A 15,205-nucleotide genomic window follows, 5' to 3' on the forward strand; every position below is an offset into this window, starting at 1 on the left:
CACATGGCGACCGGCCGGGGCGACATGGCAGCGCCCCGACCGGTCCACGGCACCCGCACGGCCGTACGCAGTGCAGACTTCCGTGTCCGTATATCGGAACGGGGTCGGCTGGGTGTCGCCGCTGTTAAAAGGCCGCCGAGGGCACCGGGCCGGGCCGCCCGCCGGTCAACGGGCTTCCGGCACCACGTGCTTCTCCTCGGCGAAGTGGCAGGCGGAGGGGTGCCGGGCGCCGGTGTCGGCGCCCCGGAACCACGGCGGCACGTCGAGCGGCGGCAGTTCCAGGGCGCACCGCTCGCGCGCCTTCCAGCAGCGGGTGCGGAAGCGGCAGCCGGACGGCGGGTTCGCCGGGGACGGGACGTCGCCCGCGAGGAGGATCCGCTCGCGGTGCTCGCGCGCCTCCGGGTCGGGCACGGGCACGGCGGACAGGAGGGCCTGGGTGTAGGGGTGCGTGGGGTGGTCGTAGATCTCGGCGTCGGTGCCGGTCTCGACGATGCGGCCGAGGTACATGACGCCGACGCGGTCGGAGATGTGCCGGACGATCGACAGGTCGTGGGCGATGAAGACGTACGACAGGCCGAACTCCGCCTGGAGGCTCTCCAGCAGGTTCACGACCTGGGCCTGCACGGACACGTCGAGCGCGGACACCGGCTCGTCGGCGACGATGATCCGGGGGCGCAGGGCGAGGCCGCGGGCGATGCCGATGCGCTGGCGCTGGCCGCCGGAGAACTGGTGCGGGTAGCGGTTGACGTGCTCGGGGCTGAGGCCGACGACCTCCAGCAGCTCCTGCACCTTGCGGCGGCGGTCGCCCTTGGGCGCGACCTCGGGGTGGATCTCGTACGGCTCCCCGACGATGTCGCCGACGGTCATGCGCGGGTTGAGCGAGGTGTACGGGTCCTGGAAGACCATCTGGATGTCGCGGCGCACCGCCTTCAGGGCGCGGCCGGACAGCCGGGTGACGTCCTCGCCCTGGTAGCGGATCTGCCCGGAGGTGGGGCGTTCCAGGTTCACCAGCATGCGGGCGACGGTGGACTTGCCGCAGCCGGACTCCCCCACGATGCCGAGGGTCTCGCCCTTGTACAGGTCGAAGGAGACCCCGTCGACCGCCTTGACCGCGCCGATCTGCTTCTTGAAGAGCACGCCGCGGGTGAGGGGGTAGTGCTTGACCAGGTCCCGTACTTCGAGGAGGGGTTCGCGGGCGTCAGCGGCGGCCATCGACGGGCTCCTTGTCGAGCGTCTCGCGCCAGAAGTGGCAGGCGCTGCTGCGGGTGTCCGACACCTCGTACAGGGGCGGGACGTCGGTGCGGCAGACGTCGCGGGCGCGCGGGCAGCGGGGGTGGAAGGCGCAGCCGGGCGGGATGGCCATCAGGTTGGGCGGCAGGCCCTTGATGGCGTACAGGTCGCGGCCCTTCTGGTCGAGGCGCGGGATGGAGTCCAGCAGGCCCTGGGTGTAGGGGTGGGCGGGGGCCTTGTAGATGTCGTGGACCGGGGCGGTCTCCACGATCCGGCCGGCGTACATGACGGCGATGCGGTCGGCGACGTCGGCGACGACCCCGAGGTCGTGGGTGATGAGGATGAGGCCCATGCGCAGCTCGCGCTGGAGCTCGGCGAGCAGCTCCATGACCTGGGCCTGGACGGTGACGTCGAGCGCGGTGGTGGGCTCGTCGGCAATGATCAGGTCGGGTTCCAGGGCCATCGCCATGGCGATCATGATGCGTTGGCGCATGCCGCCGCTGAACTGGTGCGGGTACTGCCCGACGCGTTCGCGTGCGGCGGGGATGCGGACGCGGTCCATGAGCTCGACGGCCTTCTCGCGGGCGTCCTTCTTCGACATGCCCCGGTGGACGACGTACATCTCCCCCAGCTGGTCCCCCACCGTCAGCACGGGGTTCAGCGCGGACAGCGCGTCCTGGAAGATCATCGCCATGCCGGCGCCGCGGACCTTGCGGCGCTCGTCCTCCTTGACCCGGAGCAGGTCGCGGCCCTGGAAGAGGATCTCGCCGCGGGTGATCCGGCCGGGCGGCATGTCGAGGATGCCCATGACGGCATGGGCGGTGACGGACTTGCCGGAGCCGGACTCGCCGAGGACGGCGAGGGTCTCGCCCTCGTCGACGGCGTAGGTGACGCCGTTCACGGCCTTGGCGACGCCGTCGCGGGTGTGGAACTCCACGTGCAGGTCGCGGACTTCGAGCAGCACGGGCGGCTCACCTCAGCTTCGGGTCGAGGGCGTCGCGGACGGCGTCGCCGAGCATGATGAACGCGAGCACGGTGATGCTGAGGGCGCCGGCGGGCCACAGCAGCATGTGGGGGGCGTTGCGGATCTGCGGGGCGGCGTTGGAGATGTCGATGCCCCAGGAGACGGTCGGCGGGCGCAGGCCCACGCCGAGGAACGACAGGGTGGCCTCCAGGGCGATGTACGTGCCGAGGGCGATGGTCGCGACGACGATGACGGGCGCGACGGCGTTGGGCGCGACGTGCCGCAGCAGGATCCGGGCGGGGCTCGCGCCCAGCGAGCGGGCGGCCTGCACGTAGTCGTGCTGCTTGCTGGTGATGACGGAGCCGCGGGCGATACGGGCGAGCTGCGGCCAGCCGAGCAGCACGATGAAGCCGACCACGGGCCACACCGTGGTGCTGGTCACCACGGAGAGGAACACCAGCCCGCCCAGCACCACCGGGATGCCGAAGAAGATGTCGGCGGTGCGGGACAGCAGGGCGTCGGACCAGCCGCCGAAGAAGCCGGCGAGACCGCCGAGGAGGCTGCCGAGGAGAGCGGCGCCGAGGGTGGCGGTGATGCCGACGGTGATGGAGGCGCGGGCGCCGTGCACGGTGCGGGCGTACACGTCGCAGCCCTGCGTGTCGAACCCGAAGGGGTGGCCCGGCTCGGCGCCCTGCTGGGACCTGGCGAGGTCGCAGCGCAGGGGGTCGGTGCTGGTGAGGATCTGCGGCCAGATCGCGATGAGCACCAGGAAGACGATGAGCAGTGCGGAGACGAGGAAGACGGGGTTGCGGCGCAGCTGGTGCCAGGCGTCGGTCCACAGGCTGCGGGGCCTGCCGCCGGGCCCGGGGGCGGCGCCGTCGGTGGTGGTGGGCTCGGTCTCCCTCTTGTCGAGGGTCTCCGCTTCGCTCATGGCAAGGTCCATGGCGCCGCCGGCGCCGGTGGGGGCGATGGCTTCGCGCGGGTCGTCGTACGGGGTGTAGGGGCTGTGGGGGCTGCCGGGGGTGCCGATGCCGCCCGGGTCCTTCGGGTCGGCCGGGTCGTGGGGGTGGTCCTCGGGCGGCCGGTCGTGGCCCTGCGGTTCGGGACTGGTCGGGTCGGCGTGCGGCTCGTCCGCGCGGTGCGAGCGGGAGACGCGGCCGCCGCGGTGGGGGCGGCGGGGCCGGCCGTCGGGGGCCTGCGGGTCCGGGGGCCGGGGGTCCGGGTTCTGCGGGTCCTGGGGCCGGGGGTCCGGGTTCTGCGGATCAGGCATAGCGGATCCTCGGGTCCAGGACCGCGTACAGCAGGTCGACGAGCAGGTTCGCCAGCAGGAAGACGATCACGAGGATCGTCACGAAGCCGACGACGGTGGGCGAGTTGTTGCGCAGGATGCCCTGGTAGAGCTGGTAGCCGACGCCGTGGATGTTGAAGATCCGCTCCGTGACGATGGCGCCGCCCATGAGCGCCCCCACGTCGGCGCCGATGAAGGTGATGACGGGGATGAGCGAGTTGCGCAGCAGGTGGCGGGTGATGATCCGGCGGCGCGGCAGCCCCTTGGCCACGGCGGTGCGGACGTAGTCGGCGCGCACGTTCTCCGCGATGGAGGTCCGGCTGAGCCGGGTGACGTACGCCAGGGACACCAGCGCGAGCACGACGCCGGGCAGGATCAGCTCGTCGAAGGGCGCGTCGGGTGACACCGAGGGCCGCACCCAGCCCCACTTCACGCCCAGCAGGTACTGGAGCAGGTAGCCGGAGACGAAGGTGGGGACGGAGATGACGATCAGGGTGAGGACGAGCAGCCCGGTGTCGAGCGGGCGGCCCCGCTTGAGGCCGCTGACGACGCCGAGCGTGATGCCGACGACGATCTCGATGGCGATGGCGATGATCGTCAGGCGCAGCGTGACGGGGAAGGCGCTCGCCATGAGCTCCAGCACCGGCTGGCCGTTGAACGCGGTGCCGAAGTCGCCCTGGAAGATGGCGCCCATGTAGAGCAGGTACTGCTTCCACAGCGGCTCGTCGAGGTGGAGGTCCTCACGGATGCGGGCGGCGGTGGCGGGGTCGGGGGCCTTGTCGCCGAAGAGCGCGGCGACGGGGTCCCCGAGGGCGTACACCATGAGGAAGATGAGCAGGGTGGTCCCGACGAAGACGGGGACCATCTGGAGCAGCCGCCGGATGACGTAGCGTCCCATGGCCGGCGCCCGCTCAGCCGACCTTGATCTGGCGGTAGACCGGGACGCTGAACTGGTTGAGCTTCACGTCGGAGAGGCGCTCGCTGTAGCCGGCACTGCCGTTCTGGTACCAGAGCGGGATGGCGGGCATCTGCTCGGCGAGGACCCGCTCGGCGTCCTGGAACAGCTCGACGGCCCGGGACTGGTCGGTCTCGGCGTTGGCCCGGTCCACGAGGGTGTCGAACCGCTCGTTGGAGAACTTGCCGTTGTTGGAGGAGGCTCCGGTGTAGTACAGCGGCTGGAGGAAGTTCTGGATGAGCGGGTAGTCGGCCTGCCAGCCCGAGCGGAACGGTCCGGTCATCTTGTCGGTGGTGACCTGGTTGCGGAAGTCCGCGAAGGTGCCGACGGGGTTGACGGTGCAGACCGTGCCCTGGTCGAGGACGTTGTTGATGCTGTTGCAGACGGCGTCCATCCACTGGCGGTGGGAGCCGGTGTCCACGTTCGACGTGAGGGTCATACGGCCGCCGGGCAGGCCGCCGCCCTCCTCGATGAGCCGCTTGGCCTCGTCGGGGTCGTACGCGCACGCGTCGCCGCAGATGTCGGCGTAGCCGCCCTCCTCGCCGAGGGCCGGGGACGTCCAGTCCTGGGCGGGGGTGCGGGTGTTCTGGAAGATCTGCCGGGTGATCTCCTCGCGGTTGATCGCCTTGGAGATGCCGAGGCGGACCTTCTCCATGCCGGGCCTGGTCCACTCCGACCGGTAGAAGGGGAAGACGACCGTCTGGATGATCAGTGCCGGCTGGTTGATGTAGCGCTCGCCGAGGTCGTTCTCGACGTTCCTCAGCTGCTGGGCGGGCACGTCGTCGACGAGGTCGAGGTTCCCGGAGAGCAGGTCCGTGTAGGCGGTGTTGTTGTCGGTGTACACCCGGAGGTCGACCCCCGCGTTCTGCGCCTTGTCGGGCCCGTTGTAGCCGTCCCAGCGGCGCAGCCGCATCACGCTTCCCCTGTCGTACGACTCCACCAGGTACGGGCCGTTGCCGACCGGCTGGTTCAGCCAGGCGTCCTTGTCGTCGAAGAACGCCCGGGGCAGCGGCATGAACGCGTTGTAGCCGAGGGTGTCGGGCCAGGTGGAGAACTTGTCCTTCAGGGCGACGGTGAAGGTGCGGTCGTCCCTCACGACGAGCCCGCTCATCGTCTCGGCCCGGGGCGAGCCGGACTCGGGGTGCACCTCGTCGTAGCCGACGATGTCGCTGAAGAAGGGTGCGTTGGCCTGGCGGTTGTCGACGTTGGCGGCGTAGTTCCAGGCGTCGACGAAGGACTGCGCCGTCACCGGCTCGCCGTTGCTGAAGGTCCAGCCGTCCTTGAGGGTGACGGTGAAGTTCTGCGAGTCGGTCGTCTCGATGCTCTCGGCGACCATGTTCTCGGCGGCGCCGGTCTCCGGGTCGTACTGCTTGAGCCCCCGGAAGATCATGTCGAGGACCTTGCCGCCCTGCACCTCGTTGGTGTTGGCGGGCTCCAGGGGGTTCTGCGGATCACCCCACGAGGAACTGAGGACCCCCTCGCCGCTGCCGGTGCCGTTGCCGTTGCCTCCGCCGCAGCCGGTCGCCGCGAGGACGACGGCCAAGGCGCACACGGCCCACGTGGCGTGCCTGGCTCCGCGCATGGGATGCCTCCTGAGGGGACGGTCGTGTCGACTGCGCCCCAATACATCGCGCGCGGGGAGGACCCGCACCCCGGCCGCACCCATCCGGTGACGTGTCGCCACGCCAAACCCCCCGTACGGGTGGGCCGGGCGGCAGGGCCCGGCGGGGGCCCGGAAGAGGTCGGCCCGGAAGAAGCGGCCCGGAAAAGGCCGGCCCGGAATAGGCGGTCCGGAAAAGGCCGGTGCCCGGACCTCCGCGGGGAGGGCCGGGCACCGGGTGCGGCGGGGTGCGGTCAGGCCGCGTGGATCACGTCCTTCTCCTCGGCGAAGTGGCACGCCGACGGGTGCGCCGCCAGGGAGTCCGTGCCCGCGAAGCGCTCGGGGATCGCCAGCAGCGGCGTCTCCTGCGCGCACTTGTCCTGCGCCTTCCAGCAGCGGGTGCGGAAGCGGCAGCCGGACGGCGGGTTCGCCGGGGACGGGACGTCACCGGTGAGGATGATCCGCTCGCGGCCCTCGCGGGCCTCCGGGTCCGGGACGGGCACGGCCGACAGCAGCGCCTGGGTGTAGGGGTGCGTCGGGTGCTCGTAGATCTGCGCGTCCGTGCCGATCTCGGCCATGCGGCCCAGGTACATCACGCCGACCCGGTCGGAGATGTGCCGGACGATCGACAGGTCGTGCGCGATGAAGATGTAGGACAGGTCGTACTCGTCCTGGAGCTTCTCCATCAGGTTGATGACCTGCGCCTGGACCGACACGTCCAGCGCGGACACCGGCTCGTCGCAGATGATGATCTCCGGGTTGAGCGCCAGGCCGCGCGCGATGCCGATGCGCTGGCGCTGACCGCCGGAGAACTGGTGCGGGTAGCGGTTGATGTACTCGGGGTTCAGACCGACGACGTCCAGCAGCTCCTGGACCTTGCGGCGGCGGTCGCCCTTCGGGGCCACCTCGGGGTGGATCTCGAAGGTCTCACCGATGATGTCGCCGACCGTCATCCGGGGGTTCAGGGACGTGTAGGGGTCCTGGAAGACCATCTGGATGTTGCGGCGGACCTCCTTCAGCGCCTTGCCGGACAGCCGGGTGATGTCCTCGCCCTTGTACAGGATCTCGCCGGACGTCGGGGTCTCCAGCAGCATCAGCAGCTTGGCGACGGTCGACTTGCCGCAGCCGGACTCGCCGACGATGCCCAGGGTCTCGCCCTTGTAGAGCTCGAAGTCGACCCCGTCGACGGCCTTGACGGCACCGATCTGCCTTTTGAACAGGACACCCTGGGTCAGGGGGAAGTGCTTGACGAGGTTGCGCACCTGGAGGATCGGCTCGCCCCGGTCCTGGACGGCCACGGCCGCGTCCTTCTTGGCCAGCTCAGCCATGGATCGTCTCCTTCCAGAAGTGGCAGGCGCTCGCGCGGCCCGGCATCTCGGCGCCGTCCCGCTCGGTCACCTGGTGCAGCAGCGGCAGGTCCGTGCGGCAGATGTCCTGCGCCCGGTCGCAGCGCGGGTTGAAGGCGCAGCCGGCCGGCGCGCGCAGCAGGTTCGGCGGCAGGCCCTTGATGGCGTACAGCTCCTGGCCCTTGTGGTCCAGGCGCGGGATGGAGTCCAGCAGACCCCGGGTGTAGGGGTGCGCGGGCCGCTTGTACAGCTCGTGCACGGGGGCCTGCTCGACGATCCGGCCCGCGTACATGACGGCGATCTTGTCGGCCACGTCGGCGACGACGCCGAGGTCGTGGGTGATGAGGATCAGCGCCATGTTGAACTCGCGCTGGAGCTCCGCGAGCAGGTCCATGACCTGCGCCTGGACGGTCACGTCCAGGGCGGTGGTGGGCTCGTCCGCGATGATCAGGTCGGGGCGCAGCGCCATCGCCATGGCGATCATGATGCGCTGGCGCATGCCGCCGGAGAACTGGTGCGGGTAGTCGTTGACCCGCTCCCTCGCCGCCGGGATCTTGACCAGGTCCATCAGCTCGATGGCCTTGGCCTTGGCGTCCTTCTTGGACATGCCCTCGTGGACGCGGAACATCTCGCCGAGCTGGTTGCCGACGGAGAAGACCGGGTTCAGCGAGGACAGCGCGTCCTGGAAGATCATCGCCATCTTGGCGCCGCGGAGCTTGCGCCGCTCCTCGTCGCTGAGCTGGAGGATGTCCTGGCCCTGGAACCGGATGGCTCCCTGGCTGACCTCTCCGGGGGGGCTGTCCAGGATGCCCATGATCGCCTGTGCGGTCACGGACTTGCCGGAGCCGGACTCGCCGAGCACGGCGAGGGTCTCCCCCGCGGAGACGCTGTAGTTCACGCCGTTGACGGCCTTGACCACGCCTTCGCGGGTCTTGAACTGCACGTGGAGGTTCTCCACTTCGAGCACGGGGGCGGCGCCGTCCCGCGCGGTCGACGTGCCGGTTGCGGCCGTCTTCTCGACATTCGTCATGCCGTCCTACCTTCGTCCTGCCGGTTCGTGTTCGCTGCGGGCATCCGGGGCCTACCGGAGCTTCGGGTCGAGGGCGTCGCGCAGGCCGTCACCGACGAACACGAACCCGAGAACGGTCAGCACGATGGCGAAGCTGGGGAAGAGCCACAGGTGGTTCTCCACGCCGATGAAGCCGCGGCCGAGGGCGAGCATGTTGCCCCACTCCGGCACCTCCGGGGACACGCCGACGCCCAGGAAGGACAGCGAGGCCACGGCGACGACGGCGGTGCCGATGTTGAAGGCGGCGTAGACCATCACGGCGGTCATCGAGTTGGGCAGGATGTGCTTGCGGATGATGCGGCCGTTGCTGGCGCCCAGGGCGCGGGCCGCGTTGACGTAGTCCATCTCTCGTACCGAGAGGATCGAACTGCGCAGCAGCCGGGCCACGGTGGCCCAGGAGAACAGCGCCAGCGAGATGACGACCGGCAGCACGCCGCGGCCGACAACCAGGATGATGACGATGGCGCCGATGAGCAGCGGGAAGGCGAAGAAGATGTCGGCGGTCCGCATGATCAGCGTGTCGACGAACTTGCCGAAGTAGCCGGCCAGGGCGCCGAGCACGACGCCGATGACGCAGGTGAGCGCGATCGAGCTGAAGCCCACGATCATCGCGATGCGGGTGCCGGCCAGCACCCGGGAGAACAGGTCGCGGCCCAGGTCGTCGGTGCCGAACCAGTGCTCGGCGGACGGCTTCTGCAGGGGCTGCAGCAGGTCCTGGTGGTACGGGTCGTGGGGCGTGATGTACGGCCCGAATATGGCGATCAGGAACAGGAAGACCACGATGAAGAGGCCGGCGACCGCCAGCTTGTTCTGCATGAAGCGGTAGCGGATCTCGCTCCACTGCGTGATCTTGGGGATGGCCGCCTCGCCGTTGGCGGTGGTGGCGGGTTCTGCGGCGGCGCCCGCGGGCGCCGCTTCGGTCTTGGTGGTGTCCGTCATGGAACTTCCTCCGTCCTCGGGGCGCCGGTCACTCGTAGCGGATGCGCGGGTCGAGTGCCGCGTACAACAGGTCGACGATCAGGTTGAGAATCACGAAGATCGCAACGCTGTAGGTCACCACACCGATGACGATGGGGTTGTTCTGCGCCTGGATGGCCTGCACAAGGGCCAGTCCGACGCCGTCCCAGTTGTACATGGTCTCGGTGATGAGGGCACCGCCCATGAGGGCGCCGAAGGAGATGCCGAGGTAGGTCACCACGGGGATGACGGAGTTGCGCAGGACGTGCTTGAACAGCACGGTGCGGCGCGGCAGGCCCTTGGCCACGGCCGTTTTGACGTAGTCGGCGCGCAGCACCTCGAGCATCGTGCCGCGCATCAGCCGGGCGACGAGGGCCGCGTCGAGGATGGCCAGCGTGAACGCGGGCAGGATCAGTGACTGGAGGTCCCCCTCACTGAGTAGGGGGAACCATTCCAGCTCCATGACGAACACCGTCTGGAGCAGGAAGGCGGTGACGAAGGTCGGGAAGCCGATGATCAGCGTGGTGACGAAGGTCGCCAGCATGTCCCAGACGCTGTATCTGTACAAGGCCGCGATCAGGCCCACGACGATGCCGAGGCCGACGTCGATGATGATCGCCGCGACGGCCAGCTGAGCGGTGTTGCCGAGCTTCGGGCCGAGGATCTCGGAGACCGGGCGGCGCTGGACGTAGTCCTCGCCCATGTCGCCGGTCACGAGTCGGCCCACGTAGTTGGCGTACTGCTCGTAGATCGGCTTGTCGAGTCCGTAACGCTCGTGGAGTTCCGCGATGACCGCGGGATCACGCGCCTTGTCGCTGCCTGCCAGGGACCCCACCGGGTCGCTCGGGAAGACGAACAGACAGGCGAACAGGATCATGGTCGCGCCTATGAGGACGATGACCATCTGCCCTAGGCGTCGGGCGACATACCTTCCCATGACGTGCCTCTCTTCACGGCCGCTCCGGACGGGGGAGAGCGGCCGACCCCGCTGCCGGATTGCGGTACGGGTGTGGAGCGGCGGGCGCTGTGGAGCCCGCCGGAATCGGTGTACTTCGGCCGAAAAGCCGCGGAGTACCAGTGCCGTCCCGGCACTCCGCGGCCTTCGCTGGGTGCGGTGAGTGCGCCCCACCGCCCCTACGGGGTTACTTCTTCAGCGAGATGTTCTCGAGGATCGGGTCCTCGCCGAAGTCGATGTCGTCCAGACCGTTGAACTTGTCGGTCGCCATGAGGCGGTACTGGGTCCGGTCGAACATCGGGATGAGCGCCATGTCGTCCATGGCGATCTTCTCGGCCTTCTTGTACAGCTCGATCCGCTGGGCCTCGTCCTTCAGGGCACGGGCCTGGCTCACCAGCTTGTCGAACTCGGGGTTGCTGTAGCGGACGCGGTTGTCACCGATGACCTTGCCGCTCTCGTCCTTGTTGATCGAGTCGGTGTGGAGCAGCGGGTACAGGTAGTTGTCCGGCGTCGGGTAGTCGGCGCCCCACGCGAAGCGGAACAGGCCCTGGGCGCCCGGCGCGGTCTGCGCGTCGAGGAGCTCGGGGAAGGTCTTGCCGTCCAGCTTGACCTTCAGGCCGAGGACGTCCTCCAGCTGCTTGCCGACGGCCTGGATCCACTGCTCGTGGCCGGCGCCGGTGTTGAAGGCGAGGGTGATCTCGGTGCCCGGCTTCAGGCCCGCCTTGGCGGCGAACTCCTTGGCCTTGGCGGGGTTCTGGCCCTCGCAGGCGTCGCCGCAGAGGCCCTTCTGGTACGCGGCCGGGAGGGCCGGCGGCACGATGGCGCTGGCGGGCTTCTGGAAGCCCTGGAAGACGCCCTCGGCGATGGCCTTCTGGTCGATCGCGTAGGCGATGGCCCAGCGCGCGTCCTTGGTGAGCAGGTCGCCCTTGTCATCCGCCGGCAGGAGGTAGTTCATGCCGTTGGTGTCCTTCTCGAACCACTTGCCCTGCGGCTCGTACTTCGCCTTGGCGGGCTTGAGGTGCGGAGTCGGGATGTGGGCGTAGTCGAACTGGCCCGCCTGGAAGCCCTGGTACTCCAGGTCCTGCGCGTTGGCGGAGTTCAGCAGGCTGATCTCGACCTTGTCGAGCTTCGCCTTCTCCAGACCGTAGTCGTCGTTGCGGACGAGGTGGATCTGCTTGTTGTGCTCCCACTTGCCGCTCATCTTGAACGGGCCGTTGCCGATGGGGGCCTCGCCGAAGTTCTTGTCGGTCAGGGCGACCTTCGGCATCGGGCTGTAGACCGTGTGGCCGGTCTTCTTGTCGAACTCGCAGTCGGCGCCGGAGAGCTTGACCTCGAGGGTGTTCGGGTCCACGGCCTTCAGGCCGGACAGGGTGTCGGCCTTGCCGCCCTGGACGTCCTTGAAGCCGTCGATGCCGGACAGGTGGTAGGCGACGTCGGAGGCGAGCTCCTTCGACGCGGCACGGCTCCAGCCGCGGATGAACGCCTCGGCGTCCACCGGCTCGCCGTTGGAGAACTTCGTGCCACCCTTGATCTTGAAGGTCCAGGTGGTGCAGTCGTCGTTGGCCGTGGCCGACTCGGCGAGCTTCGCCTCCGACTTGCCGTCGGGCGTGTTCTCGAACAGACCGGCGTACAGGGCCTTCGAGACGATGATGCCGGTCGACTCGTGGGCCTTGCCCGCGTCGATCGTGTCCGGCTCCGTGCTACCCAGGCGGAAGGTGCCACCGGACGCGGACTTGCCGCCGTCCCTGCCCTTGTCGCCACCATCATTACCGCCACCACTGCAGGCGGTCGCGGCCATGGCGACGACGATCGCGCCCGCCACCCACTTGGCGCCCTTGGCACCGCGCATGGGTTCCTCCTCATGAGTCACTTGTCACTGAAGTGAGGGACGCACGCAGACCACCGACACCCCTGACGGGGGTCGCGCAGTGCCCTCTGTGTGTGCTCGTGAGTCGGCGCGCTCCCCACAGCGCGTGACCCATTGACCCGAGCTCAGTGGAGCCAACTATTAAGTACGACGGGTCTGTAAACCACACTTAAAGGGTCTCGTTTTGACAACATCACCCGGCTTCGCGTGACCGAAATCCGGACAAAACGATCATAGACAGACACACGCGAAACGGACTGTTAACACATGTTTCGGTGATCACCGTCCGGAAGACGGACGCTCGGGGTACGAAATCGGCTTGACCGTCCATCGGCCACCGGGAAGCTCAGATGATCCTCAAAACCCTTCCCAAGCCGCCACCTCGGGGGCGAGGATGACGCCCCGCACCGCCCGCCCCGCACGGTCCGGACGGCGACCCGGACGGCCCCCGCACCGCCGTCCCGCCGCGCAGCCGGCGGCCGGGGTTGCACCGTCCCCGCACAACCCGCACACCGGACCGCCGTACGCCCCCGCCCCGAGGACGCACCCGCGGCAGGGCCCGCGCCGCCCGGCTGACGGGCACCCCCACCGCCCCGTGCAGCACCCGGAGCGGCACGGCCCGGTCCGGGACACCCGCGATGCACAGCCCCCGCCGCCGCGCAGGAAGCAGGAAGACGGGCGGGGGCACCCCGGCACCGGCAACGGCAACAGCAACGCACAGGGCCCCCCGCCGTCAGAGACGGCGGGGGGCCCTGTGCTCCTGCGGGTCAGCCGTGCTTGGCGCGGGAGGCGGCGCGGGCCCGCTCGCGCTGGTCCAGGTTCACCTTGCGGATGCGGACGGCCTCCGGGGTCACCTCGACGCACTCGTCGTCGCGGCAGAACTCCAGCGACTGCTCCAGCGACAGCTTGCGCGGCGGCACGATGGACTCGGACACGTCGGCCGTCGAGGACCGCATGTTGGTGAGCTTCTTCTCCTTGGTGATGTTGACGTCCATGTCGTCGGAGCGGGAGTTCTCGCCGACGATCATGCCCTCGTACACCTCGGTGCCCGGCTCCACGAAGAGGACGCCGCGCTCCTGGAGGTTGGTCATCGCGAACGCGGTGACGGAGCCGGACCGGTCGGCGACCAGCGAGCCGTTGTTACGGGTCGTCAGCTGGCCGAACCACGGCTCGTGGCCCTCGTGGATCGAGTGGGCGATGCCGGTGCCGCGGGTCTGGGTCAGGAACTCCGTGCGGAAGCCGATGAGGCCGCGGGACGGGACGACGAACTCCATGCGGACCCAGCCGGAGCCGTGGTTCGACATGTTGTCCATCCGGCCCTTGCGGACGCCCATGAGCTGCGTCACCGCGCCCATGTGCTCCTCGGGCACGTCGATCGTCATGCGCTCGACCGGCTCGTAGACCTTGCCGTCGACGTCCTTGGTGACCACCTGCGGCTTGCCGATGGTCAGCTCGAAGCCTTCCCGGCGCATCGTCTCGACGAGGATCGCCAGGGCCAGCTCACCGCGGCCCTGCACCTCCCAGGCGTCGGGGCGGTCGGTCTCCAGGACGCGGAGCGAGACGTTGCCGATCAGCTCGCGGTCCAGGCGGTCCTTCACCTGGCGGGCGGTGACCTTGCGGTCCTTGACGGCCGCCTTGGCGTCGGCGCCCTTGCCGGTGCCGCCCCGGCCGACCAGCGGCGAGGTGTTGGTGCCGATGGTCATCGAGATCGCCGGCTCGTCGACCGTGATCAGCGGCAGCGCGACCGGGTTCTCCGGGTCGGCCAGCGTCTCACCGATCATGATGTCCGGGATGCCGGCGACGGCGCAGATGTCGCCCGGCCCCGCCTTCTCGGCCGGCTTGCGGGTGAGCGCCTCCGTCATCATCAGCTCGGAGATGCGGACGTTCTGCACCGAGCCGTCGCGCTTCATCCACGCGACGGTCTGACCCTTCTTCAGCTCGCCCTGCATGACGCGCAGGAGGGCGATGCGGCCGAGGAAGTTGTCGGCGTCGAGGTTGGTGACGTGGGCCTGGAGCGGGGCGTCGCCGTCGTACACGGGCGCCGGGATGTGCTCCAGGATCGTGGAGAAGAACGGCTCCAGGCTGTCGGAGTCCGCGGGGACCGTGCCGTCCTCCGGCTTGGTCAGCGAGGCGACGCCGTCCCGGCCGCAGGCGTAGACGATCGGGAACTCGATCTGGTCCTCGTCCGCGTCGAGGTCCAGGAAGAGGTCGTACGTCTCGTTGACGACCTCGTCGATACGGGCGTCGGGGCGGTCGGTCTTGTTGATGCACAGGATGACCGGCATCCGCCGCTGGAGGGCCTTGCGGAGCACGAAGCGGGTCTGCGGCAGCGGTCCCTCGGACGCGTCCACGAGCAGCACGACGCCGTCGACCATCGACAGGCCGCGCTCGACCTCGCCGCCGAAGTCGGCGTGGCCGGGGGTGTCGATGATGTTGATCGTGATCGGGGCCCCGCCGTCCTTGGGGTGGTACTTCACCGCCGTGTTCTTGGCGAGGATCGTGATGCCCTTCTCACGCTCCAGGTCGTTCGAGTCCATGACGCGGTCGTCGACGGAGTCGAGCTGGTGGGCGGCGAAGGCTCCCGCCTGCTTCAGCATGGCATCGACGATGGTCGTCTTGCCGTGGTCGACGTGGGCGACGATGGCGACGTTACGGATGTCGTGGCGCGTGGGCATGAGTGGCTGGCGCTTCTCTCGGATCGTGGGTGCGGCGTCTCGTTTTCCTCAGTACGCCCGCCGGGCGGATGCGCCACGGCTGCGTCCCATGGTACGGGGCGGCCGGGTGGTCGGCCTCCCGGGCAGGATCCGGCCCCCGGTCCGGGCCGCCCGGCGCGGCCCCGACCGTCGCGGAACCACGGGTTCCGGACACGGCCGTGCCCGCCGGTCGACCGGCGGGCACGGCGGGCACGGCGGGTGGGCCCGGGTCACTCCCCGTCCGCGGCGGTGGCCCCCTCCGGGCTCTTCTCCGCGCTCGG

General features: G+C 69.4%; 11 protein-coding genes. All 11 read right to left on the minus strand.

Features of this window, described 5'->3' with window-relative positions; genetic code table 11:
• Positions 1-165 precede the first annotated feature (165 nt).
• The 11 genes from L6E17_RS08395 to typA all read right to left on the minus strand — a co-directional run bounded on the left by L6E17_RS08395 (position 166) and on the right by typA (position 14,906).
• Positions 166-1,212: an ABC transporter ATP-binding protein gene (locus tag L6E17_RS08395; protein ID WP_236240117.1), complete on the minus strand. Its 1,047-nt coding sequence runs from the start codon at positions 1,210-1,212 to the stop codon at positions 166-168.
• On the minus strand, positions 1,199-2,194 hold the full coding sequence (locus L6E17_RS08400; protein ID WP_236240118.1) for an ABC transporter ATP-binding protein: 996 nt from the start codon (positions 2,192-2,194) through the stop codon (positions 1,199-1,201). Before L6E17_RS08400 ends, L6E17_RS08395 begins: the two co-directional genes overlap by 14 nt.
• A gap of 7 nt (positions 2,195-2,201) precedes the next feature.
• The gene (locus L6E17_RS08405; RefSeq protein ID WP_236240406.1) at positions 2,202-3,137 is read right to left on the minus strand and encodes an ABC transporter permease; all 936 of its coding nucleotides are present in this window, start codon (positions 3,135-3,137) and stop codon (positions 2,202-2,204) included.
• 319 nt (positions 3,138-3,456) lie between these two features.
• The gene (locus tag L6E17_RS08410) at positions 3,457-4,380 is read right to left on the minus strand and encodes an ABC transporter permease (protein WP_236240119.1); all 924 of its coding nucleotides are present in this window, start codon (positions 4,378-4,380) and stop codon (positions 3,457-3,459) included.
• A gap of 13 nt (positions 4,381-4,393) precedes the next feature.
• Positions 4,394-6,019 (minus strand): ABC transporter substrate-binding protein, encoded by a 1,626-nt coding sequence (locus L6E17_RS08415; protein ID WP_236240120.1) that lies wholly within the window; start codon positions 6,017-6,019, stop codon positions 4,394-4,396.
• Between the two features lie 272 nt (positions 6,020-6,291).
• Complete coding sequence (locus L6E17_RS08420; protein ID WP_236240121.1) at positions 6,292-7,365, minus strand: ABC transporter ATP-binding protein; 1,074 nt, start codon at positions 7,363-7,365, stop codon at positions 6,292-6,294.
• A complete protein-coding gene (locus L6E17_RS08425; RefSeq protein WP_236240122.1) occupies positions 7,358-8,413 on the minus strand; it encodes an ABC transporter ATP-binding protein in 1,056 nt (351 codons plus the stop codon). Before L6E17_RS08425 ends, L6E17_RS08420 begins: the two co-directional genes overlap by 8 nt.
• A 51-nt stretch (positions 8,414-8,464) precedes the next feature.
• On the minus strand, positions 8,465-9,391 hold the full coding sequence (locus L6E17_RS08430; protein WP_236240123.1) for an ABC transporter permease: 927 nt from the start codon (positions 9,389-9,391) through the stop codon (positions 8,465-8,467).
• Positions 9,392-9,419: 28 nt separating this feature from the next.
• Positions 9,420-10,346, minus strand: a complete 927-nt coding sequence (locus tag L6E17_RS08435) for an ABC transporter permease (protein ID WP_236240124.1) — start codon at positions 10,344-10,346, stop codon at positions 9,420-9,422.
• Positions 10,347-10,551: 205 nt separating this feature from the next.
• Positions 10,552-12,213: an ABC transporter substrate-binding protein gene (locus L6E17_RS08440; protein WP_236240125.1), complete on the minus strand. Its 1,662-nt coding sequence runs from the start codon at positions 12,211-12,213 to the stop codon at positions 10,552-10,554.
• A gap of 785 nt (positions 12,214-12,998) precedes the next feature.
• Entirely contained in the window at positions 12,999-14,906 is a 1,908-nt protein-coding gene (typA, locus tag L6E17_RS08445; protein ID WP_236240126.1) for a translational GTPase TypA, read from the minus strand.
• Between the last annotated feature and the right edge of the window lie 299 nt (positions 14,907-15,205).

The sequence above is a fragment of the Streptomyces sp. CC228A genome, assembly GCF_021390935.1.
Classification (GTDB): domain Bacteria; phylum Actinomycetota; class Actinomycetes; order Streptomycetales; family Streptomycetaceae; genus Streptomyces.